The organism is Paenibacillus sp. WC2504 (genome assembly GCF_052682475.1).
Map to the genome: position 1 here is coordinate 7,687,830 of NZ_JBQZFH010000001.1, position 22,222 is coordinate 7,710,051.

Annotated in this window: 20 protein-coding genes and 1 riboswitch; of the genes, 2 read left to right on the top strand and 18 right to left on the bottom strand. The window is 49.4% G+C overall.

The features are described from left to right. Window positions 1-317: 317 nt before the first annotated feature. Window positions 318-1,187, bottom strand: coding sequence for an N-acetylmuramoyl-L-alanine amidase family protein (locus tag ACUN27_RS35110; protein WP_326062961.1), 870 nt, complete (start codon window positions 1,185-1,187; stop codon window positions 318-320). A 113-nt stretch (window positions 1,188-1,300) separates the two neighbouring features. Here ACUN27_RS35110 and ACUN27_RS35115 point away from each other — a divergent pair, with 113 nt between their 5' ends. Continuing rightward, a complete protein-coding gene (locus ACUN27_RS35115; protein ID WP_315955665.1) occupies window positions 1,301-1,429 on the top strand; it encodes a hypothetical protein in 129 nt (42 codons plus the stop codon). 57 nt (window positions 1,430-1,486) lie between these two features. On the opposite strand, the gene purD is transcribed toward ACUN27_RS35115, so the two are convergent. The 12 genes from purD to purE all read right to left on the bottom strand — a co-directional run bounded on the left by purD (window position 1,487) and on the right by purE (window position 15,189). Then, complete coding sequence (gene purD, locus ACUN27_RS35120) at window positions 1,487-2,746, bottom strand: phosphoribosylamine--glycine ligase (RefSeq protein WP_315955664.1); 1,260 nt, start codon at window positions 2,744-2,746, stop codon at window positions 1,487-1,489. Between the two features lie 71 nt (window positions 2,747-2,817). Continuing rightward, on the bottom strand, window positions 2,818-4,365 hold the full coding sequence (gene purH / locus ACUN27_RS35125) for a bifunctional phosphoribosylaminoimidazolecarboxamide formyltransferase/IMP cyclohydrolase (RefSeq protein WP_315955663.1): 1,548 nt from the start codon (window positions 4,363-4,365) through the stop codon (window positions 2,818-2,820). Between the two features lie 468 nt (window positions 4,366-4,833). Beyond that, window positions 4,834-5,445 (bottom strand): phosphoribosylglycinamide formyltransferase, encoded by a 612-nt coding sequence (gene purN / locus ACUN27_RS35130; RefSeq protein WP_315955662.1) that lies wholly within the window; start codon window positions 5,443-5,445, stop codon window positions 4,834-4,836. After that, window positions 5,445-6,485 carry a phosphoribosylformylglycinamidine cyclo-ligase gene (gene purM / locus ACUN27_RS35135; protein WP_315955661.1) on the bottom strand — a complete coding sequence of 347 codons (1,041 nt, stop codon included), beginning with the start codon at window positions 6,483-6,485 and terminating at the stop codon, window positions 5,445-5,447. Before purM ends, purN begins: the two co-directional genes overlap by 1 nt. 60 nt (window positions 6,486-6,545) lie before the next feature. Beyond that, window positions 6,546-8,078, bottom strand: coding sequence for an amidophosphoribosyltransferase (gene purF, locus ACUN27_RS35140; RefSeq protein ID WP_157317295.1), 1,533 nt, complete (start codon window positions 8,076-8,078; stop codon window positions 6,546-6,548). Next, the gene (gene purL, locus ACUN27_RS35145; RefSeq protein WP_315955660.1) at window positions 8,063-10,306 is read right to left on the bottom strand and encodes a phosphoribosylformylglycinamidine synthase subunit PurL; all 2,244 of its coding nucleotides are present in this window, start codon (window positions 10,304-10,306) and stop codon (window positions 8,063-8,065) included. The genes purF and purL overlap by 16 nt, the downstream gene beginning before the upstream one ends. Beyond that, window positions 10,284-10,979, bottom strand: a complete 696-nt coding sequence (gene purQ, locus ACUN27_RS35150) for a phosphoribosylformylglycinamidine synthase subunit PurQ (protein WP_127455582.1) — start codon at window positions 10,977-10,979, stop codon at window positions 10,284-10,286. The genes purL and purQ overlap by 23 nt, the downstream gene beginning before the upstream one ends. A gap of 27 nt (window positions 10,980-11,006) precedes the next feature. Continuing rightward, window positions 11,007-11,246: a phosphoribosylformylglycinamidine synthase subunit PurS gene (gene purS / locus ACUN27_RS35155; RefSeq protein WP_079414612.1), complete on the bottom strand. Its 240-nt coding sequence runs from the start codon at window positions 11,244-11,246 to the stop codon at window positions 11,007-11,009. A gap of 30 nt (window positions 11,247-11,276) precedes the next feature. Further along, window positions 11,277-12,176 (bottom strand): phosphoribosylaminoimidazolesuccinocarboxamide synthase, encoded by a 900-nt coding sequence (locus ACUN27_RS35160; RefSeq protein ID WP_315955659.1) that lies wholly within the window; start codon window positions 12,174-12,176, stop codon window positions 11,277-11,279. A 33-nt stretch (window positions 12,177-12,209) separates the two neighbouring features. After that, entirely contained in the window at window positions 12,210-13,505 is a 1,296-nt protein-coding gene (gene purB, locus ACUN27_RS35165; protein WP_315955658.1) for an adenylosuccinate lyase, read from the bottom strand. Between the two features lie 26 nt (window positions 13,506-13,531). Then, window positions 13,532-14,707 (bottom strand): 5-(carboxyamino)imidazole ribonucleotide synthase, encoded by a 1,176-nt coding sequence (gene purK, locus ACUN27_RS35170; RefSeq protein WP_315955657.1) that lies wholly within the window; start codon window positions 14,705-14,707, stop codon window positions 13,532-13,534. Beyond that, entirely contained in the window at window positions 14,704-15,189 is a 486-nt protein-coding gene (purE, locus tag ACUN27_RS35175; protein WP_315955656.1) for a 5-(carboxyamino)imidazole ribonucleotide mutase, read from the bottom strand. Before purE ends, purK begins: the two co-directional genes overlap by 4 nt. 136 nt (window positions 15,190-15,325) lie before the next feature. After that, a riboswitch (purine riboswitch) is annotated at window positions 15,326-15,427 on the bottom strand. Window positions 15,428-15,736: 309 nt separating this feature from the next. Here purE and ACUN27_RS35180 point away from each other — a divergent pair. Next, window positions 15,737-16,822 (top strand): stalk domain-containing protein, encoded by a 1,086-nt coding sequence (locus ACUN27_RS35180; protein WP_315955655.1) that lies wholly within the window; start codon window positions 15,737-15,739, stop codon window positions 16,820-16,822. A 92-nt stretch (window positions 16,823-16,914) separates the two neighbouring features. On the opposite strand, the gene ACUN27_RS35185 is transcribed toward ACUN27_RS35180, so the two are convergent. The 5 genes from ACUN27_RS35185 to ACUN27_RS35205 form a co-directional block, all read right to left on the bottom strand. After that, a complete protein-coding gene (locus ACUN27_RS35185) occupies window positions 16,915-17,187 on the bottom strand; it encodes a Fur family transcriptional regulator (RefSeq protein WP_315955654.1) in 273 nt (90 codons plus the stop codon). 135 nt (window positions 17,188-17,322) lie between these two features. After that, window positions 17,323-17,559, bottom strand: a complete 237-nt coding sequence (locus tag ACUN27_RS35190; RefSeq protein WP_326062966.1) for a hypothetical protein — start codon at window positions 17,557-17,559, stop codon at window positions 17,323-17,325. A gap of 176 nt (window positions 17,560-17,735) precedes the next feature. Continuing rightward, window positions 17,736-18,722: a pectinesterase family protein gene (locus ACUN27_RS35195; RefSeq protein ID WP_315955652.1), complete on the bottom strand. Its 987-nt coding sequence runs from the start codon at window positions 18,720-18,722 to the stop codon at window positions 17,736-17,738. A gap of 26 nt (window positions 18,723-18,748) precedes the next feature. After that, window positions 18,749-19,672 (bottom strand): polyprenyl synthetase family protein, encoded by a 924-nt coding sequence (locus ACUN27_RS35200; protein ID WP_315955651.1) that lies wholly within the window; start codon window positions 19,670-19,672, stop codon window positions 18,749-18,751. A gap of 49 nt (window positions 19,673-19,721) precedes the next feature. Beyond that, complete coding sequence (locus ACUN27_RS35205; protein ID WP_315955650.1) at window positions 19,722-22,052, bottom strand: sensor histidine kinase; 2,331 nt, start codon at window positions 22,050-22,052, stop codon at window positions 19,722-19,724. Window positions 22,053-22,222 lie beyond the last annotated feature (170 nt).

Here is a 22,222-nt window from a genome sequence, read left to right on the forward strand (position 1 = left end):
GTCCAACGGGATGGCTGGGCGGCCGGGTACGAGTGGATTCGGAGGCTGATGGCTCGTTACCCAGATTTGGTGGGCGCTCGGTGGATGTAACCTGGGTGCCTCGAGCTAGTGGCTCGAGTGCCGGGAGTCGGTAGGCTCGGTGGATGTAGACTTGGTACCGCGAGCTAGTGGCGCGTGATTGCTGGTGCGATGAGTGCCGGAATTTGCTGGGCTCAATAGATGTAGCCTGGGTGCCGCAAGCTGGAAGCCCAGGGGGCAGCCTAGCTGATCAGCCGGATGGCTAGTCGCCCGTAACCATGAAGGCTGATGGGCCAGCCCTACCTGGCAGGCGATCCAGCATTCAAAAACCGCTCAATCCCGTCAGCAATCCCGGCGGCGAGCTTTTGCTGGTACTCAGCTTCCGACAGCCGCTCATCTTCTTCAGGGTTGGTCATGAAACCAAGCTCAACCAGCACAACCGGCACCTTGGACCAGTTAAATCCGGACAGGTCGCTGCGCTCCGACAGCCCTCTACCGCCTGTCCCTGTCGCCGCCTTTAGCTGCTTGGCAATGAAACTGGCAGCCTGCCGGCTTTCTGCTGCAATGGGCTTCAACGCCGCCGAAGTAGCTGACGGATACAAGACCGAAAATCCGCTAGTTTTCGGCGAACTATCCCCATCCGCATGGATGCGCACGGCCAGCGCTGCGCCGGCCTCATTCGCCATCTCCGCGCGCTGTTTATTAGAGATATCGACCTCGTGCGAATCACGAGTCATTGCCACTTCGATGCCGCGCTTCACGAGCTCGGCCTTCACCAACTGCGAAACCTCCAGGTTCAGCACATATTCCGGTTTCTTCGTACGAACGCCGACGGTGCCGGAGCTGACCTTAGGTTTCACTTCTCGCGTATCCGGGCCTACGGCCTCGGGCGCGTTGTTGCCATGACGCTGATGCCCCGGGTCCAGCATCACCAGCTTACGCGCCACAGCCGGCGATTCCACAGGCGCTGCCCCTGTTTCCGCCGCATGCGCCGTCGGCATCGGCACAAGCTCCTTCTCCTGCACCGCTACCGCCGCAGCTGTCGGCGGAACGCTTACAACCGGCGTCTCCACTGCCGGCAAGCTATCCGCAACACCAGCCCGCTCGCCGCCACAAGCAACGAGCAAACCAACCACCAAGACCAACACACCCATAGCAACCAGCGGCATTGCCCTTTTTCCCACAATCATCAAACCCTTCTCTCCTATCTGTTATGTAACCATGCATGAAACGCAGAGCGGCAGCCAAAACTAGTCGAAAGGCAACCCAAGGAGGCAATCGCATGAACACCCTCTGGAACTTTATCGTAAATCACTGGATTTCGCTCGCGCTCATCATCGGCGTGCTCCTCGCCATCTGGTACGAATTCAAAAACAAAGACAAGTACATCCGCGGTGGGAAAGATAAGTAGTAAAAAAGCAAAAACACAGCCCTTTCCCGCAAGAAAGACACTGTGTTTTTCATTGTTCTATTTCATAGCCTTCATCGCAATATCCGTCCGGTAATGCTTCCCGTCAAAATGTATCCGGTCCGCATCCGCGTAAGCTTTCTGACGAGCTTCGACGATGTCTTTGCCGATACCTGTGATGCCCAGAACGCGTCCACCGTTCGTCACGATCTGCCCGTTCTCCAGCGCCGTTCCTGCGTGGAACACCAAGGAATCCTGCACGTTCTCCAGTCCTGTGATCGGCAATCCTTTCGGATATGGCCCTGGGTAACCGCCGGAAGCCACGATCACACAAACCGCTGCGTCCTCGCTCCACTCGATTGGCTGCTCAGCCAACGTTCCGTTGTTGATGGCAAGGAAAATATCCAGCAGATCTGTTTTGAGGCGAGGTAAAATAACCTGCGTCTCCGGATCGCCGAAACGCGCGTTGAACTCGATTGTTTTCACACCGTTCGGGGTCAAAATCAGACCCGCATACAGCACGCCTTTGAACGGTCGGCCCTCTTTCACCATCGCATCAGCCGTCGGCTGAACGATGTTTACAAGCGCTTCCTGCACGATGGACTCCGGGATATGCGGCAGCGGTGAGTAAGTGCCCATTCCGCCCGTATTCGGCCCTTTGTCGTTATCGAAGACTGGCTTATGATCCTGCGAGGGCACCATCAAACGAACCGTAGAACCATCCACGAAAGCAAGCAGCGACATCTCTTGCCCCGTCAAGAACTCCTCAATCACGACGCTCGCACCGGATTTACCGAATACTTGATCCACCATAATATCGCGAAGCGCCGCTTCCGCTTCTTCCATCGTTTGCGCGACAGTCACACCTTTACCAGCAGCTAGCCCGTCAGCTTTAATTACGATTGGCGCTTTTTGCGAACGCAAGTAAGCAAGTGCCGGTTCGTACGCGTCAAAAGTTTCATAAGCCGCCGTAGGAATGTTGTATTTTTTCAGAAGCTCCTTCATAAATACTTTGCTTCCTTCGATAATCGCAGCATTTGCGCGAGGACCGAACGCTTCAATCCCTTTGGACTCCAAGTGGTCCACAAGACCTGCAGCGAGTGGATCGTCAGGCGCTACCATAACCAGATCAATCGCTTGCTCTTTCGCAAACGTGCTGATCTCTTCGAATTGCAGTTCTGTGATCGGCACACATTCCGCCAATCCGGCAATGCCGCCGTTCCCCGGTGCGCAGAAAAGCTTGCTGATTTTCGGGCTTTTGCTCAGAGCCCATACAATGGCATGCTCGCGCCCGCCTCGTCCAATTACTAATACACGCATCTTTGTCACCAGTCCCTTTCATGGGGAATGCCCACGGTCCGCACTCGAATCGTGAGCATTCTCAGTTGTTTTTAGTGTTTAAAGTGACGAACGCCCGTCATAACCATCGCGATTCCGTTCTCGTTCGCTACGCGAATGGACTCTTCATCTTTGATCGATCCACCCGGTTGGATAACCGCTGTGATGCCTGCTTTCGCAGCCATTTCAAGCGTATCGCCCATTGGGAAGAAAGCATCGGAGGAAAGAACAGCGCCTTTCGACTTGTCCCCAGCTTGCTCAATCGCAATTTTAGCCGCACCGACACGGTTCATTTGACCCGCACCCACGCCAACCGTCATGTCGTCAGCGACAAGTACGATCGCGTTAGATTTAACGTGCTTAACTACTTTCCATGCAAAAAGCAGCTGCTTCATTTCTTCTTCTGTCGGCTGACGCTCGGAAACAACTTTCAGATCAGCTTCCGTCAGTTGGTAAGCATCGCTATCTTGCACGAGCATGCCGCCTTCAACGGTTGTAACAACTGGCTCTGCCTTGCGGCCAGCAACTGTATCTAAGCCGACTACTTTGAGCAGACGGATATTTTTCTTTTTAGAAAGGATATCAAGTGCTTCCGGTGTAAAATCTGGTGCAATGACGATTTCCAAGAAAATCTCATGCAGCAATTGCGCTGTTGCTTCATCAACTGTACGGTTCGCAGCTACAATACCACCGAAGATGGACGTAGGGTCAGCGGCGTACGCTTTTTGATAAGCTTCCAGCACGTTTGAACCGATACCTACACCGCAAGGATTCATGTGCTTAACTGCAACAACGGCAGGTTCGCTGAATTCCTTAACGATTTGAAGCGCCGTATTAGCGTCATTGATGTTATTGTAAGAAAGCTCTTTGCCGTGAAGCTGTTCAGCCGTCGTAATGTTGCCGGCCGCTGCATTCGGCTTGCGGTAGAACGCCGCGCTTTGATGCGGGTTTTCTCCATAGCGAAGCTCTTGCATTTTCTCGTATGTGACTGTGTAACGCTCTGGGTAAGGCTCGCCCATTTGTTTGGACAAGTAGTCAGCAATCAAAGCATCATATGAGCCTGTGTGACGGAATACTTTGGCCGCAAGACGTTTGCGCGTTTCAAGCGTTGTATCGCCAGTCTCTTGGACTTCTTCAAGCACCTTGGCATAGTCCGCTGCATCGACAACTACGGATACGAACGCATGGTTCTTTGCCGCCGAACGAAGCATAGTCGGACCGCCGATATCGATATTCTCGATAGCGTCTTCGTAAGAGACATTCGGCTTCGCAATCGTCTCAGCAAAAGGATACAAATTCACGACAACCAGATCAATATAATCCAGCCCTAGCTTCTTCATGCTCGCTTGGTGCTCTTCGTTGTCACGAACTGCCAACAGACCGCTGTGAACAGCCGGATGCAGCGTTTTGACGCGGCCATCCATGATCTCAGGGAAGCCTGTAACCTCGGAAATTCCGATAACCGGAACTCCTTTATCCTTCAACAAACTTTGCGTACCGCCAGTAGAAATAATCTCAACGCCCAGCTTCGCAAGCTCGCTCGCGAACTCAACGATCCCCGTCTTATCGGACACGCTGATCAGTGCTCTTTTGATTGCCACGGTTCTTCCTCCCAGAAAAGTAATTTAATATTTAATGCTGTTAATCAACTTTAACTCGCAACGCTTAAGCCCGTTCCACGCTCAACCACCACTTTAACGCTGTAAAACACTCTTAAAGTAGCCAATTCTCACGCCTAGCATCGTTTAGCGCTGTAAAGCACCCTTAACGCCAAACGCTTACGCTATTCTCAGGCAAATCGCCCTGATCCAATCACTAGCTACTCAACTTCCCGAATCCAATCACACAGATGATGTAAAAAGTACAGCAAATCGAGCCACTATAGACGCAAAATAAGAAAATACCTGAAAAAGTGCAGTACATTTAGCGAAAAATAATCATATCTGCCTAAAACCCGGGATTATAACATTACAAAATACATCAAATCCCCAGAGAACAGGCAACCCGCTCATATTTTGCTGCACTTTTTACATGTCCTTCGCTCAGCCGTATAACAAGAGTTGCCCTACCTACAGCTTAATACCCACCTTGCGGCCATCCATGCTCACGCGTCCCTCGCGCAGTTGACGGATCACCTGTGGCAGCAGCACATGCTCAGCCGCATGAATCCGCTCTGCGAGCGATTCCGCCGTCTCGTGCTCGTGGATCTCCACCGCACGCTGTGCGATGATCGGGCCGGAGTCCAGCCCGCCGTCCACGAAGTGCACAGTGACGCCCGTTTGCTTCACGCCGTACTCGACGGCTTGCTCAATCGCGCGCACGCCCGGAAAGGAGGGCAGCAGTGAAGGATGTACGTTGATCATCCGGCCAAAAAACGGCTCCACCAGCACATTCGTAATGATGCGCATATAACCGGCCATCACGATAAGATCAATCTGCCGCTCCTGCAGTTCCTTAAGAATAAGAGCTTCATAAGCCTCACGATTGGCATATTCCTTGGGACGGAACGCAAACACGGGCACTTTCGCTTCCGTTGCGCGCTCCACCACGTACGCTTCCGGACGATCACAGACAAGAAGCTCGATGCTGACATCAAGCTTCCCCTTCTGTACCTGATCCACAATGGCTTGGAAATTCGTACCACTGCCCGAAGCAAAAATCGCTACTCGATAAGGCTGCATTACACCTCAGCTCCTTGGAATGTTACGACACGCTCGCCTTCTGTAACAACGCCCAAACGGTAAACTTTCTCGCCTTGCGCTTCCGCTGCGGCAATCGCTTTCTCCGCGTCATCCGCGTTCACAATAATAACCATTCCGATTCCCATGTTGAACGTGCGGAACATATCATTGTTCGAAATGCCGCCCTCACGCTGCATCAAAGAGAAGATCGGCAGAATCGGCCATGAGCCGTATTGGATATCCACGTTCACGCCGTCAGGCAGAACACGCGGAATATTTTCGATAAAACCGCCGCCTGTAATATGCGCCATGCCTTTGATCGCTACGTCTTCCAGCATCGCCAGAATCGGCTTCACATACAGCTTAGTAGGCTCTAGCAGCACGTTGCCAAGCTTGTCACCCAGTTCGTCCACATGCCCTTGAAGCGTGTACCCTTTCTCTTCCAGCAAAAGCCTGCGCACAAGAGAGAACCCGTTACTGTGCACACCGCTTGAAGCCAGACCTAACACTACGTCTCCAGGACGGATTGTCGTACCGTCGATGATCTTTTTCTTGTCGACGATTCCAACCGTAAAGCCGGCAATGTCATACTCCCCTTGTGCATACATGCCAGGCATTTCCGCCGTTTCGCCACCGATGAGTGAGCAACCGGATTGCGCACAACCGTCTGCGATCCCTTTGATAATAGCTTCAATTTTCTCTGGAATTACTTTGTCACAAGCGAGGTAGTCAAGGAAGAAAAGCGGCTCAGCGCCTTGAACAATAATATCGTTCACGCACATAGCAACCGCGTCGATCCCAATCGTATCATGCTTATCCATTGCAAAAGCAATCTTCAGCTTCGTGCCCACGCCGTCCGTTCCAGATACAAGCACAGGCTCCTCATACTTGTCTTTGTTCAAGCTGAACAGCCCGCCGAAGCCGCCGAGGTCAGTTAACACTTCAGGACGGAAAGTCCGTTTGACGTGTTTTTTCATCCGTTCTACTGCTTCGTTACCTGCCGCGATATCGACTCCGGCCTTTTTGTAAGCATCCGACACTTCGCAACCACTCCTTATATTTGTCTATATATATTGGGAGGCCGAGGCCTCCCCTATCCTTTAATCGCAAGCACAACCAACCTTCGTTACATCCACAATCTCCGTTGGGTACGTATTATCGAAGCAAGCTGTACAGTACCCGCTCTGGGAACCGGCCGATCCTTGACCAATGGAATCAAGCAGCCCTTCTTTGGTTAGAAAATGCAGGGAATCCGCGTTGATCGCCTTACGAATTTCCTCGATAGAGTTCATCGCAGCAATCAGCTCTTTCCGATCCGGTGTATCAATGCCGTAGTAGCATGGATTCATGAAAGGTGGCGAAGAAATCCGCACATGCACTTCTGTAGCTCCAGCTTCTCTGAGCAAATTAACAATTCGAAGGGACGTTGTTCCACGAACGATGGAATCATCGATCATCACAACACGTTTGCCTTCAACTACTTTGCGAACGGCGCTCAGCTTCATTTTGACACCTTGTTCACGAAGCTCTTGGCTAGGAATGATGAACGTCCGGCCTGTGTAGCGGTTCTTGATCAGCCCCAGCTCATAAGGGATACCCGTTTGTTCAGCAAAACCAATTGCCGCCGAGATACTTGAATCCGGTACTCCTGTCACAACGTCTGCGTCGACGAAAGCTTCCATCGCCAGCCTTTTCCCCATCCGCTTACGTGCGGAGTGAATGTTCACCGTATCGATGTCGCTATCCGGACGAGCAAAATAGATATATTCCATCGCACAAATGGCGCGCCGGCCGCTCTCTGTGAACTGCTCGGAACGGAAACCGTCGCGATCCAGCACGATGAGTTCGCCAGGCTGAACATCACGGAAATACGTAGCTCCCACCGCATCGAAAGCGCAGGACTCGGAAGCGAATAAGTAGGAATCACCGAGTCGGCCGATCATGAAGGGACGCAAGCCGTTCGGATCGAGCGCAGCAATCAATTTATCCTTGGTGATAATCAGGAAGGCAAATCCGCCGATGACTTGCGTCAAAGCGTCTTTGACCGCATCCACGATATCGTCATGCTCCGAACGGGCAATCAGATGCGCCAGAACTTCGGTATCGCTTGTTGTTTGGAAAATCGAACCCTTACGCTCAAGCTCGCGTTTGATAATGTTCGCATTATCCAGGTTGCCGTTCGTTGCAATCGCAAGATCGCCTTCACGATATTTGAAAACTAACGGCTGTGCATTCGCCAGCTTGCTTTCGCCTGCTGTGGAATACCTTACATGGGCAATCGCCGTGCTGCCTGTCAGAGGGGACAAATTCTCGTTCGTAAATACCTCTTTGGCAAGCCCCATTCCGCGATAGTAGTTAAACTTGCCGTCTTCTACCGTACAAATACCAGCGCTTTCCTGTCCACGGTGCTGCAATGCATGAAGACCATAATAGCAGAGAGAGGATGCTTCGGAATGACCATACACGCCGAAAACGCCGCACTCTTCATTCAGCTTATCAAACAATCCGCCATGGCCGCCTACACCTTCGTTGAAGTACTCCCCTGTCCAAAGCTCGTGCTGCTGATCCCCTAGATTAACCAGGGGAGCCGCAGGTAGCTTTAGGGCCTTGGATTGTTTTATGCCATTAGACATGGAATCGCATCCTTCCAGACTTTCGCCAGCTCGTTAACCGAAGACTGGAGACGCTGTTCGTTGTTGATTTTCACAGTTAGTTCTGTACCTGTTACTGTTCCAATTTCTTGATAAGGCACGCCTTGCGAAGCAACCCAGTGCTTCAGGGCATCCGCTTTGTCCGGGGATGCACTTAGCAAAATACGGGATTGGGATTCGCTGAACAATGCGAAATCAGGACGAAGTTCGGAAGCTACGTTAACGTCAGCGCCTACACGGCCGCTGATGCAGCTTTCCGCCAAAGCAACGGCCAAGCCGCCTTCGGACAAGTCATGCGCAGAAGCGACAAGACCTTCTTGGATCGCTTTAAGCACTGTGTTTTGCAGACGTTTCTCCACCGCTAGATCAAGCTCAGGTGGACGTCCTTCGGTTACACCGTGAATTACATATTGGAATTCGCTGCCGCCGAGTTCCGCTTTGGTCTCGCCGAGCAGGATGATGATGTCGCCTTCTTTTTTGAAGCTTTGCGTCGTGATGTGGTCGATGTCATGCACCAGACCTACCATTCCGATAACCGGAGTCGGGTAAATTGCACCTTTGGCGTTCTCATTGTAAAGAGAAACGTTACCGCCGATAACCGGCGTATCCAAGTAGCGGCAAGCTTCCGCCATACCGTCTGTGGATTTCTCCAACTGCCAGAAGATCTCAGGCTTGTCAGGGCTGCCGAAGTTCAAGTTGTCCGTAACGGCCAGAGGCTCAGCACCGGAGCAGACAACGTTACGAGCAGCTTCGGAAACCGCGATCCGTCCGCCAACTTCCGGATCCAAGTACACATAACGTCCGTTGCAGTCGGTTGTCATCGCAAGACCTTTGCGCGTGCCGCGAATGGTCACAACCGCTGCATCCGAACCCGGACGAACAGCTGTATCCGTACGAACCATGTGGTCATACTGGTTGTAAACCCACTCTTTGCTCGCTACCGTCGGGGACGCGAGCACCGATTTCAGCGCATCCGTCAGCTTCGTTACCTCTGGGTAACGTGTCGTGTCGATCGCTGCGCTTGCTTCATAATAAGCCGGAACCTTGCTCGGCTTATTGTAAACCGGGCACTCGTCGACGAGTGCGCCTACCGGCATGTTCCCCACGACTTCACCGTGGTGGATCAGCTTCAGGTAACCGTCGTCGGTTACCTTACCGACTTTCGCGCAGTGCAGACCCCAGCGCTCGAAAATACCTTTCGCTTGCGCCTCATGCTTCGGCTCAACAACGAACAGCATGCGCTCTTGCGATTCGGACAGCATCATTTCGTATGCTGTCATGCCTTCTTCGCGCTGCGGAACTTCATCCAGGTAAAGCTCCATGCCGTTGCCTGCTTTACTTGCCATCTCCGCGCTGGAGCAGGTAAGACCTGCAGCGCCCATATCTTGAATTCCGAGCACAATGCCGGAATTGATTAACTCTAAGCACGCTTCCAGTACGAGCTTCTCCATGAACGGATCGCCCACTTGTACCGCCGGGCGTTTCGCTTCGGACTCAGCCGTCAACTCCTCGGAGGCGAATGTCGCACCGTGGATACCGTCGCGGCCTGTTGCCGGACCGACGTAGAACACAGGGTTGCCTACACCTTTGGCAACACCGCGTTGGATTTTGTCGTGGTCGATAAGACCCACGCACATCGCATTAACGAGTGGATTACCTTCGTAGCTCTCGTCGAACATCACTTCGCCGCCGACTGTCGGAATCCCGATACAGTTACCGTAACCGGCGATACCGGATACAACGTGCTCGAACAGGTATTTCACGCGGTCATTTTGCAGCTTGCCGAAACGCAAAGAGTTCAATAAAGCCACTGGGCGTGCGCCCATGGAGAAAATATCACGAATAATACCGCCCACGCCTGTCGCCGCGCCTTGGTAAGGCTCGATGGCGGAAGGGTGGTTATGACTTTCAATTTTGAAAACAACCGCTTGGTTGTCCCCGATATCTACGATCCCTGCGCCTTCGCCTGGTCCCATCAGAACGCGAGGTCCTGTAACCGGGAATTTGCGAAGCACCGGTTTGGAATTTTTGTAAGAACAATGCTCGGACCACATCACGCTAAATACGCCGATCTCCACATAGTTAGGATTACGTCCAAGGAAGCCGCAAATTTTGGCAAACTCTTCGTCCGTTACGCCCATTTGCTTGTAAATTTTCTGTTCCGCGATTTGTTCGGCTGTTGGTTCCTTAGCGGATAGCTGCTGCGTCATGTTTTTCCCTCCAAGCACTTAGAATAGATGTGAACATTTTCTTGCCGTCTGCGGAGCCCAAAATCTCATGAATGGCGCGTTCCGGATGGGGCATCATACCTACAACATTGCCTGCCTTGTTGCTAATTCCGGCAATATCGTCAAGGGATCCGTTCGGGTTAGCCCCTGCTTCATAACGGAAAACGATTTGATTGTTTTCTTGCAGTTCTTTCAATGTAGCATCGTCACAATAGTAGTTGCCTTCGCCGTGTGCGATTGGAATATTGATAAGCTCACCTTCGGCGTAATCACGCGTGAAGGCCGTTGTGTTGTTTTCCACTTTCAAAACCGCTTGGTGGCAGCGGAATTTCATGCCGTTATTGCGAAGCAAAGCGCCTGGCAGCAATTTAGCTTCCGTCAAGACTTGGAATCCGTTACAAATACCTAGAATGTATTTGCCTTCTTCCGCAGCTTTAGCCACAGCTTTCATCACATTCGTAAATTGCGCAATCGCTCCGCAGCGCAGGTAGTCCCCGTAAGAGAACCCGCCCGGCACGAGGATGCAATCGTATTTGGACAAATCGTCCGCCGTATGCCACACATAATCAACCGGTTGTCCGATCGTGTCCTCGACTGCTTTGTAGCAGTCGATGTCACAGTTCGATCCCGGAAATACAAGAACCGCAAAATTCATGACGTTTCCTCCCTCTCCTGATCTCTATTAGGCCAACTCGTAGCGGTAGTCTTCGATAACTGTGTTCGCGAGCAGCTTCTCGCACATTGCTTTCACGCGTGCTTCCGCTTCTGCTTTATCCGTAGTTCCAAGTTCCAACTCCAAATATTTCCCGATGCGCACTTTACCAACTTCCTCAAAACCCATGGAATGAAGCGCTCCTTGCACCGCTGTTCCTTGCACATCCAATACGTTCTGCTTTATCGTTACATAGACCGTTGCTTTCATTTTCTATTCTCCTCCTCGTATGTGCTTGCTCTAATTTTCTGAATCGACTAAACGGTGCAAAATCTCTTTGTATCGGTTCGAAGTCTCTTCCACGACAGACGCTGGAAGCTCATCCGGCTCACTGTTTTTATCCCAACCGGAACTTGCCAAATACGTGCGAACTGGCTCTTTGTCCATCGAATCAATCTCGATATCCAAGGCATATTTATCTTCCGACCAATAACGAGAGGAATCCGGCGTGAAAATTTCATCAATAATAATCAGTTCACCTGCATAAAAGCCGAATTCAAACTTCGTATCTGCTAAAATAATGCCTTTTCGCTCACAAATGGAATGAGCTAGCGTATAAAGCATAATGCTGCGCTCTTGCAGCGCGTATGTCAGCTCTTCGCCAACCAGCTCAATCATCTGTTCGATGGATATGTCTTCATCGTGGCCGACATCATTTTTCGCCGCTGGGGTGAAAATAGGGTCCTGCAGACGTTGGTTTTTGCGCAATCCTTCAGGCAGCTTACGGCCGTTGATCTCGCCGGTTTTCTCGTACTGTCTCCAGCCGTTGCCTGTGATATATCCGCGAACGACGCACTCGATGGAGATGCGCTCCGCTTTTTTCGCCACAATAATACGCTCTTTCAGTAGCTCTCTCGCTGCCGCATCCGGAATAATATCTTGAAGCAATTCGACATCCGTGTGAACGATATGATTTTTCATATAACCGCTCGTTATATCGAACCAGTACTTGCTGAGCGCGTTAAGCACGTATCCTTTGTCAGGAACACCCGGCTTCAAAATGTAATCAAAAGCTGAAATCCGATCCGTCACGACGATCAGGAAATTTTCACCCAAATCATACAGCTCGCGTACTTTTCCTTTGTGTACCAGAGGCGCTTTTACGAGTTCAACCGCTGAATCAAGGATTTTACCTGCCACAGACAACCCATCCCTTCTCTCCCAAAGTGCCTTCTATTTCAAACCTAAACGGTCAAAGATTGTAGCAACATGTTTCAAATGCCAGCTTGGATCAAAGCAATCCGCAATTTCAGCCGGGCTTAATACTTCGGTAATTGCACGCTCATTCTCTACGATGTCACGGAACGAACGTTGCTCTTCCCAAGCTTGCATCGCTCTAGGCTGTACAGTATCGTACGCTTGCTCGCGGGAGAAACCTTTGTCGATCAGCTTCGTCATAACGCGGCCAGAGAAAGGCACATCGTACGTGCTGCGCATATTGCGTTTCATGTTCTCAGGGAACACCGTCAAATTTTTGATGATGTTGCCAAGACGGTTTAGCATGTAGTTCAGCAATTGTGTTGCATCCGGAAGGATGACACGCTCAACGGAGGAGTGCGAAATGTCGCGCTCATGCCAAAGCGTCACGTTCTCGTAAGCGGAAATCATGTGCCCGCGAATGACACGGGACAGACCAGAAATGCTCTCGCAACCAATTGGATTGCGTTTGTGCGGCATCGCGGAGGAACCTTTTTGACCTTTTGCAAACGGCTCTTCCACCTCGCGGAATTCACTCTTTTGTAGAGCGCGAATTTCTGTCGCGAATTTGTCCAGGGACGTAGCAACTAGAGCCAAAGTAGCCATGTACTCAGCATGACGGTCACGCTGAAGCGTTTGTGTAGAAATCGGAGCTGCTTTCGTGCCAAGCTTCTCGCACACGTACTGCTCTACGAACGGATCGATGTTCGCGTAGGTGCCTACTGCGCCGGAAATTTTACCGAATTGTACGCCATCAGCGGCAAAACGGAAACGCTCCAGGTTACGTTTCATTTCCTCGTACCAAAGCGCCATTTTGAGTCCGAACGTCGTCGGCTCTGCATGCACACCATGCGTTCTGCCCATCATGGCTGTATCTCTATGTTCAATCGCTTTATTGCGAAGGATTTCTATGAAGTTCTGAATGTCTTTGTCCAAAATCTCATTGGCTTGTCTTAGCAAGTAACCAAGTGCCGTATCTACAACGTCTGTTGAAGTTAATCCGTAGTGAACCCATTTGCGCTCAGGCCCCAGTGTCTCGGATACCGCTCTTGTGAAAGCAATAACGTCATGACGCGTTTCTTGCTCGATTTCGTAGATGCGGTCAATGTTGAAGCTTGCGTTCTCGCGCAGCACTTTCACATCTTCTTTCGGGATTACGCCTAGCTCAGCCCATGCCTCACAGGATAAAATTTCAACTTCGAGCCATGCTTGAAACTTGTTTTGCTCAGTCCATATGCTCGCCATTTCCGGGCGTGTATAACGTTCGATCATTTTGCCGTTCCTCCAATAATTATCATTTACTTACTTTCCCAAATCGCCGTGCGTTCTATCCAAGTCAGTGCTTGCTCTACGTCGTTTGTCAGCAGATTAATGTGTCCCATCTTGCGTTTCTCTTTTGCTTCCTTTTTCCCGTACAGATGAACCTTGGCGCTAACGCCTAAGTCTGCATCTTCCAAGAAACCGGGCTGGTCGATCAGACCGTTAAGCGGTTCGATATGCTCGCCAAGCAAATTCACCATAACCACTGGTGATAAAAGCTCCGTCGAGCCTAACGGCAAATTGCAAATCGCTCGAACATGCTGCTCGAACTGTGACGTGCGGCACGCTTCCATCGTGTAATGACCGGAATTGTGCGGGCGCGGCGCAAGCTCGTTGACGTATAGCTGGCCATCCTTCGTCAGGAACAGCTCTACGGCGATCAATCCGATCACGCCAAGTCCTTCGGCGATTCGCGTCGCCAGCTTCTCGGCTTCTTGCTGCACATCCGCTGGGATGCGGGCAGGCACGATGGATTGATGCAGGATGTTATGTACATGTATATTTTCCGCTGCAGGGAATGCCTTCACCTCACCGCGAGGGCTTCTTGCTGCAATAACGGATAATTCTTTGTCAAAATGAATGAATTGTTCGAGAACGAGCTCGGTTTTGGCACGGCTCAGCGTTTCGTAGGCTTCCTCTACTTCATCTAAAGAGCGAATGACCCATTGGCCTTTGCCGTCGTAACCGCCGGTCGCTGTTTTGAGCACACACGGTGTACCGAACTTGATGACCGAGTCTTTCAGCTCTGCGGCGCTCTTGATTTCCGTATAAGGGGCAACCGGAACGCCTGCCGCCTCAATAGCTCTCTTCTCGCGAAGACGATGCTGAGTCGTATATAAAAGCTCGCTTCCTTGGGGAACATAGGACTCATTCATAAGAATGCTAGTCACGTGAGCGTCCACGTTCTCGAATTCGTAAGTGATCACATCGGATAATGCCGCAAGCTTCCGCGCCGCTTCGACATCATCGAAGCTCGCAAGAATCTGTTCATCTGCGACTTGTCCGCATGGCGCATCCTCTGTGGGATCGAGCGTTACGAAGCGATACCCCATGTTGCGACCGGCCAAGGCCAGCATGCGGCCTAGTTGCCCGCCGCCCAAGACGCCGATCGTGCCGCCGGGCTTGATGACCTTACCACCTGCTGTGTCTGTCATAACAGGTCACTGCTTTCCATCACTGTCTGCGCGACGCGTTCACGGCGTGCTCTGACTCTCGCTTGCAGCTCAGGATCGAAAGCGCCCAGAATTTGCGCAGCCAGAAGGCCTGCATTCGTTGCGCCTGCATGCCCGATCGCCACCGTAGCAACCGGAATGCCGCCTGGCATTTGCACGATCGAAAGCAAGGAATCGAGACCATTCAGCGTCGATGTTTTGACTGGAACACCAATAACCGGAAGCTCCGTTTTGGCTGCTACCATTCCTGGTAGATGAGCCGCTCCGCCTGCTCCGGCGATAATGACTTGAATGCCGCGGCCTGCCGCTGCGGCTGCATATTCGAACATCAGATCTGGCGTTCTGTGCGCGGAAACCACCTTTTTCTCATAAGGCACTCCCAGCTCTTCCAACATGTCGCATGCGTGCTTCATCGTTTCCCAATCCGACTGGCTTCCCATTATGACACCAACACGTACCGTCATCACTAACCCACTCTCTATTGTATGGTAAATATGGTCAAACCCTCTAAACCAAAAAATGCCCAGAGCTAGAATACACGATTCTATCCGCTGGACAGCAAAAGAACCGAATGCAAAAAGACCATCATCTTCCTATGGTTTCCCTCATTCGCTTCCTCGTAGTCCAAAAATTCATGGTTTTTGGGTAGAAACTTTCAGGCCTTATCCCTGATTTTATACGAGTTGATTCGACATTTTCAATTAGTGCGGCTTCATTTCCCGCTTCCCTAGTTTACTACCAACTGACGTGTCATGTCAATTTCAAAAAACGAACGATTTTTAGGTAAATCTTTTGAATAGTTCGTTTTTTGCTGTTTTTTTCTCTAAAAACAAACTTTTGAGACATTCTTTCTATTTTCACCCTCACATCAAGGTTAGACTTGTTCGGTATTCGGGTATAGAATAGGAAAAGACCCTCATCTTTTTTTCGACAAATCCGAAGAATGGCACAAACTTTTCCGCGCAAATATCGTCTAATAAGATAGATGACTTCAAAAAGGAGAGAGTTCAAATGAAAAAGAAGATGTTCTCTGCAAAAATCGCATTGGCTACAGCCCTGCTAGTCGCTGCAAGCTCTGCTCTTCTCCCGCAGCAGGCAAGTGTGTATGCCCAATCCGACAGCGTGGATTTCAGCGTACAGCTCGCAACGATTAATATTCAGATCGGGGATCAACTGCTTAGTGTGCCTGGCGGTAAATCGAAGGATGGCGACACCTATGTCGGCCTCGCTTTTCTTAGCAAAGAGCTGGGCTTGACGACTTCCTGGGATGCAGCGACCAAAACCGTCACCGTCAGCGGGCCTAATAAGACAATGAGTATGCAAAACCAAAGCACGCAATACGCGTTAAATGGTCACACCTTCTTCGCGCCTCTACCTCCCGTCATTATCGATGGAACTACCTACTTGCCGCTTCGTCTGCTGCTGGAGCAAATGGGCTATACGATCGGTTACAACGATAAAAGCCGTGTCGTGAGTATTTCTAAAATCAAAGAAAACGAGCTTAAGCTCACGAACAAATCCGAGACGCAAACGAAGAGCGATAACCGGAGCATTAGCCTGCAGTATCCGCAGATCGAAGGCTGGGCGAATTCCGCTGCAAGCACGAAAATTAATACATTCATTCAAAATGAGATTGCGAAATATAAAGCCGCGGCCATCCAACAATTAGCCGATCTTACTGAGGATAGCAGCGGGACAGCGCCCGATTTTCCAAATACGTTCGATGTAAATTATCAAATTACTTACAATCAGGACCATAAACTAAGTCTATATTTTATCGTTTACACATTCTCTGGCGGTGCGCACGGGTTCTATTCCTGGGATGCCCATACGTTCGATCTGGATACGGGGAATGAGCTGAGCCTTCAGCAAGTGACTTCGAATAACACAACCTACAAGACTATTATCAATCAAGAGATTAAGAAGCAATTGAAAGCGAACGATTATGAACTTATTGAACCGTTCGAATCTATTCGTAACGATCAGGGCTTTTATCTAAAAGATGACACCGTCGTCGTCTACTTCGGGCTTTATGAGTATGCCCCTTATGCGCTGGGTATTCTGGAATTTCCGATCCCGTTGTCTGCTTTTAAGTGAAATTGCAAAAAGCGCCCCATCGACTGCGCGAAGCTGTGAGAGAGCTTCTTCGTAGCGTTGAGGCGCTTTTTCTTTGTTGCAGCCGCTTATGCTTATGAGCTTAACGCGGCTTCATACCGCATGGAGCTTCCGATTATGGCCAGCTCCTTCACCAAACCCAGCTGTTTGAACACATGCAGAGAGCTGTTCACCGTCATCGCATTGATCGTCGGATATTTGACGACTAATGCTTCACAAATCTCTTTGACCGTTGTGTAACTGCCTTGGTCGTACATAAATTCCAACAGCGCGTAACGCTGCGGAGTTAATTGAATGTTTTTGGCTCGCATGCGCTGCAGCGCTTGATTCAGATCGTGTTTTGCCATTGTGGAAACCTCCTCTGCGATTTATGCTCTATTTTAAGGCGCTTAGGTACGCTCTTATCGGATAACAATTCCTTATTTAAAATTATTATAATATAGTATTTATTTTATTCTAAATGATAACGATTGTCAATGATCTCATGGACTCACTTCGTATTTAGCGCCGATTCCTCCAGCTATTTTCCACGATTGCTCCAGTTTTGGCCAAGCAACTGTAGTTTCTACCACTAATTCCGCCAGATCTAGCAGATTTCGTCGAGTTGCTCGTGATTTAGATGGAGCTTCTACGGCTATTCCTTCCCCTGCCACCGAGCAGCGCAGAATAACGGTATTTTTTTCATCTGTACGATTCGAAGCACTCCATTCAGTGCCCATACCGCAGAAACCAGCATCCGAGTTGATGCCAAAAAAGCCGACACCCCCAACCGCACACGCGATTGAAGCTATCGGCTTTTACATCTATTCCTAAATCAACCCTTCGATTGGCAAAATGCCCAGATCTGCTATGTCTTCAACAATCGTCCCGCTACTGAGAAGCTAAGAAGTACGTGTCATCCATCACGCCGGCCAGAAGCCCATGCCGCTCGTGGACTCCATCCATCCCGACCCGCAAGAATGCGGTCAATATCAAGTGCTTTCGCCTCCTGCTCCGTCAGCTGCTTAGACCATTCCACCCGCTCCCCGACATCCGCGCCAGGTCCCATATTCCCATACTCGGCGAAAGCAAGCGCCTCCACACTTTCCCGCTCGTTCCATCGGTCCCAGCCGGCCTTCTTCACATGCGGGCCCAGCCAGCAGCGCACGAATGCCACTTTGGCGTAATTTCGCCAAGGTCTTCCAAGCCCGACTGACTCAGTAGGCGCTTCCCCTGTCAGTTTACAGCCAATAAACACGTATCCGTATTGAACGTCTTCGGGTGTAGACGCGGCTGTCACCCAGCCTTTACCGGAAGATACAATCTCGCAATCCAGAAATACCGCGGTCGCCGAACCAAAAATAAAATCGACATCGCCTCGAATATAGCAGCGCTCATAGTACTGACGCACGGTGCGCGGCGGTATGCCATCACGCGGCCCCCCGAAAGTCGAACGGTCTCGCGGTTTTGGCGGCAGCGGTCCCGTAAACAACGTATCTTGATGCCCGATGAACCGGCAATCCCGGAACGATACCCTGTCTCCGTCCACATAGGCGGCCAAGGCTTGCCCGACCTCTTCCCCTTTTCCCGCCGTATTCTCGAAAGTGAGCCGCTCCATCGTGACATCATTTGCACCAATTAAGGCCGTATAGGAATGAAAGGTGTGATACGGCTCGCCATTAGGAAAAATTTTTTTCGCATAATCACCGTTCGTGACAATCGTTGTCTCAGCCGACTCCCCAATGAGTCTGATGAACGGCTTCGTGATATGCAACTTTTCTTCATATACGCCGCTTCTCACATAAATGACCGTTTCTTCCACTCTCTCCTCGGCAAGGCTGTCGATTGCTTCCTGAATACGGATATAATCGGCGGTTCCATCTGCGGCTACTGTAATCATCATTTATCGCCCTTCCTGATCAATTATGCTTACTCTTCCACAACAAAACTGCCATACGTCACTTCCCGGAACCTTTCCTTCCAAGGGGAAACGGCTTGCAGCTTCTCATAGATTTCCTCCGCTTTTTGAACACACACCGACTGCACAACCTGTCCATACTCCAGGCATCCGGAGTCCTTGATCATTTGAATAAACGTTTCCTTCTCCTGCAAAAGAACGTCCGACGAAATTTTCCCTTCATAGTAGTCCTTCAATGGAGTAAACGCCTCGTCCTCGACGGAGAGCAAATACAGAATAGGAAGCGTGCGCTTTTTACCGTACAAATCGTTTTTCACATCATAGCGGACGATATCGCGCATATCATTCTGAATCTGATGAATGAGCCCGAAGCAATCGGCCAGCTCATGAAGCTGCTCGATCGTCTCCCGCGGGGAATCCACCGTCATGTATCCCATAAAACAAGCTAAACGAAAAAGAGATCCGGACTTCTCCTGCGTCATCACCAGATAATCATCCACGGACACGGTTGCATTCACCACGTCTTTGTGCTGGCCGTTGATCGAACGTCCAATGATTTTCGTTGCCTCGACCAGCCATTCCGGTTTGATCTGCAGCTGCCCCAATTCACCGAAGAATCCCATGATCAACGCCAGAACCGCGTTCAATGCCTCCGCTTGCGAGCATGTCATCCATGGTTTGTCCTCTTGATCCTGATCCTGCAGATCATCCACAATGTCCAGAATTAAATTGGCCAACTCCGCGAGTGCCGCGTAACGGTCAATATGCGGTGAATCCCCACCCAACATATAGTGCGTACAAAGTGTGACCTTAGCCCAAGCCCCATTCTCTTTATCTTTATCCGCAATAAAAGACTTCAAAAGCTCGTTTAAGCCCTGCACCTCAATATACTCGTCCACCAAGCGAATCATATGTTCTTTCACACTTTGCTTCATGCTCCATTCGCCTCGCTTTTATCTCTTTCGTATTAACAAGCTGCCTCAGCTAGGCAGATATAACTTCCTCAATTGGAATCCACATTCTAAATGTCGTGCCCTGCCCTTTTATCGTATTCAGAACCATTTGGCCGCCCATATGAATAATTCGGCTTCTGATTTGTTCAATCCCCATGCCGGAAGCTCCGATCTCCTTTTGTACGCCTTCATTTTGAACATTGAACCCCACACCGTCATCCTCATAATGGATATAAAAATAATGATCCGCTTCCTCTACGGTAAAGATGACTCTTGCCGCTTGCGAATGCTTTTTTGCATTATTCAGCAGCTCTTGCACAATTCGGAATAGATGGCGTTTTGTCGGCAAATCTTTGCTTTCTATAAAAGCTACCGAGCCTACGTCAATAGAAAGCTCGAACGGCGTTGTATAGGCTTCCTTCTCCACATACATTTGAAGCGTTTGAATCAATCCTACTTCCCTCAATAAATGTGGGTTCAACTCAAAGCAGCTCTGGCGCAAACTCGCATTAATCATATCCACAAAATTGTTCATGTTGTTAAGTTGTTCCTGATCGGACTTTTCCAAGGTGCTTTTATCCGCGATGGAGGAAATTCTTCTTTTAAGAAAAAATAAATCCTGCATGGTCGTATCATGCAAATCGTTTGCGATGCGAATCCGTTCCTCTTCTTGCAGCTCAAACATCACCTTACGAAACCACTGGATGTCCTGCGCGACCGCCTCATGCGGAAGCTGTGCGGCAAACTTTTGCAAATTCCCCGTTAACTTGCGTATCAAGTGTACGTTTTCCAGACTAATTTCCAAATACGTCGTAATAAACTGGAGCCACTGTTTCTCCTCTTTTGAAATGAGCATATTGGTCTTCTTGCGTGTCATCACCAAATATCCCGTAAATGCCCCGTGCCCCGTTATCTCTATACTTGTAAAATCAGGATGGTTAGGTAAGGTTGAATCAAGGACCAAACGCTCGATTTCCAACGCATCAATTTCACCTTGCGTAATAATTTCTATTCTTTCATTTTCATGCCGAAATACGATGGCGCCTCCAAGAACCTGTAAGGTATTCACAATGTCGATCAGAATAATATCCTTCAACTCTCGCAATGTGGAGATGGCCCCCAAATTTTTTGAAATCTTTTTTAAAGCTAACTGCAGGACGTGCTTCTTCGGGAAAAGAAAAGGCTCAAGACGCGTTGTCCAGTACTCTGCTGCATAGAGCAAAAGCGATCCCAGAAATATCGAACCTGCGAAAACAAACAAGATTTGCTTCTCGTTCACCTCATGACTAAACAGGAAAGCATAGATACCCGTGAGCAAACTGACCGGAATGACCGACACAAGACCAGCAAAGATAAAACGACGAATCACCATGCCAATATCATAAAGCTGATTAGAAGCTATTAAGTATATAAATGAAATCGGGAACAAGATGATCGTCCAACTCGTATAAATCGCATCAATGACCCAAATGCCAAGAAAAAGCTTAGGAAGAAAAGACAAGCATATAATAGGAAATATAGAGATAAACAAAGAAAAACAGACACTTTTTACTATGCTGGATAAGTACGTTTTCTCATTACGAACTTTAAAATACATGTACGCAATCACACAGATATTAATTAAAAAGCCTATGATGAAAAAAACTAATGTTACAATCCCGTCCAAACGGTAAAACTGAGACATGGATGGCAATAAGTAAAACCCTCGCAGCATCGCTATAACTATTAGAATGGCATAAATATATTTGATATACCCCGTAGCGAGTTGTAATTCTCCTTTTTCCTTAAAAAAAGTCACTATAAAATGTAAGAAGACAACCGGTAGTATCATCATAAAAGAGGATATTACGATCTTTCCAATCAGATCACCTCTAATCGAGGCACCTAGACTCATGTAAATAAGTCCCATTGCTAAAAAAACAACGGAAAGCAATCTGGCAGACGGAGAACGGCGTAATTTCAATAAGAGGATACAGGCTAAAAATATACAGATAGATTCCTCTGCTAGGGGGATCACGTCATAAACAGTCGTACTATTTTTCACTATTTTAAAATCATGATCAATGCCATCTCTGGATAAAAGCAAGGTGTTGGCCTGTTCAATAGCGCCCCATTTGACAACATACTTAGAATCCTCAGGGGGCTTTCCATCAACAAGCTTTACAACATCTCCTACTCTAATCCCCAATTTAGCACTTGCACTCTGCGAATGAGCCTCTGTTACTTCCCATTGATCTGCCTTATTCAAAGCTAACAAGATTCCGATATATGGCGAATGAAACGTTATATAAGAACACCAGATTTGCAAGAATGCAAATATTGCGAGAAAAAAACTAAATAAATACGTTTTTCTAGTATCCATACTACACGTCCTCCAAACATTTGATATAATCAAATAGTAGTTAAAAAATTGTTGAAGGGAGTCTTTCTACACAATGACTATCCAATTAGCCTCTAAGCTGCACGACGTTGTTCACATGCTAAAAAATCTTGAATTAAACCCAGTATCAAACCCTCTAGCAGTTGCTGGTG

Bases quoted from the DNA above. Each gene is read 5' to 3' on its own strand.
- ACUN27_RS35205 (WP_315955650.1), bottom strand. From the start codon at position 22,052: ATGGATACTAGAAAAACGTATTTATTTAGTTTTTTTCTCGCAATATTT.
- purK (WP_315955657.1), bottom strand. From the start codon at position 14,707: ATGACAGACACAGCAGGTGGTAAGGTCATCAAGCCCGGCGGCACGATC.
- purL (WP_315955660.1), bottom strand. From the start codon at position 10,306: ATGACGCAGCAGCTATCCGCTAAGGAACCAACAGCCGAACAAATCGCG.
- ACUN27_RS35110 (WP_326062961.1), bottom strand. From the start codon at position 1,187: ATGCCGCTGGTTGCTATGGGTGTGTTGGTCTTGGTGGTTGGTTTGCTC.
- ACUN27_RS35115 (WP_315955665.1), top strand. From the start codon at position 1,301: ATGAACACCCTCTGGAACTTTATCGTAAATCACTGGATTTCGCTCGCG.
- ACUN27_RS35190 (WP_326062966.1), bottom strand. From the start codon at position 17,559: ATGGGCACTGAATGGAGTGCTTCGAATCGTACAGATGAAAAAAATACC.
- purE (WP_315955656.1), bottom strand. From the start codon at position 15,189: ATGACGGTACGTGTTGGTGTCATAATGGGAAGCCAGTCGGATTGGGAA.
- purS (WP_079414612.1), bottom strand. From the start codon at position 11,246: ATGAAAGCAACGGTCTATGTAACGATAAAGCAGAACGTATTGGATGTG.
- purN (WP_315955662.1), bottom strand. From the start codon at position 5,445: ATGCAGCCTTATCGAGTAGCGATTTTTGCTTCGGGCAGTGGTACGAAT.
- ACUN27_RS35200 (WP_315955651.1), bottom strand. From the start codon at position 19,672: ATGAAGCAAAGTGTGAAAGAACATATGATTCGCTTGGTGGACGAGTAT.
- purB (WP_315955658.1), bottom strand. From the start codon at position 13,505: ATGATCGAACGTTATACACGCCCGGAAATGGCGAGCATATGGACTGAG.
- ACUN27_RS35185 (WP_315955654.1), bottom strand. From the start codon at position 17,187: ATGGCAAAACACGATCTGAATCAAGCGCTGCAGCGCATGCGAGCCAAA.
- ACUN27_RS35180 (WP_315955655.1), top strand. From the start codon at position 15,737: ATGAAAAAGAAGATGTTCTCTGCAAAAATCGCATTGGCTACAGCCCTG.
- purF (WP_157317295.1), bottom strand. From the start codon at position 8,078: ATGTCTAATGGCATAAAACAATCCAAGGCCCTAAAGCTACCTGCGGCT.
- purD (WP_315955664.1), bottom strand. From the start codon at position 2,746: ATGCGTGTATTAGTAATTGGACGAGGCGGGCGCGAGCATGCCATTGTA.
- ACUN27_RS35195 (WP_315955652.1), bottom strand. From the start codon at position 18,722: ATGATGATTACAGTAGCCGCAGATGGAACCGCCGATTATATCCGTATT.
- purQ (WP_127455582.1), bottom strand. From the start codon at position 10,979: ATGAATTTTGCGGTTCTTGTATTTCCGGGATCGAACTGTGACATCGAC.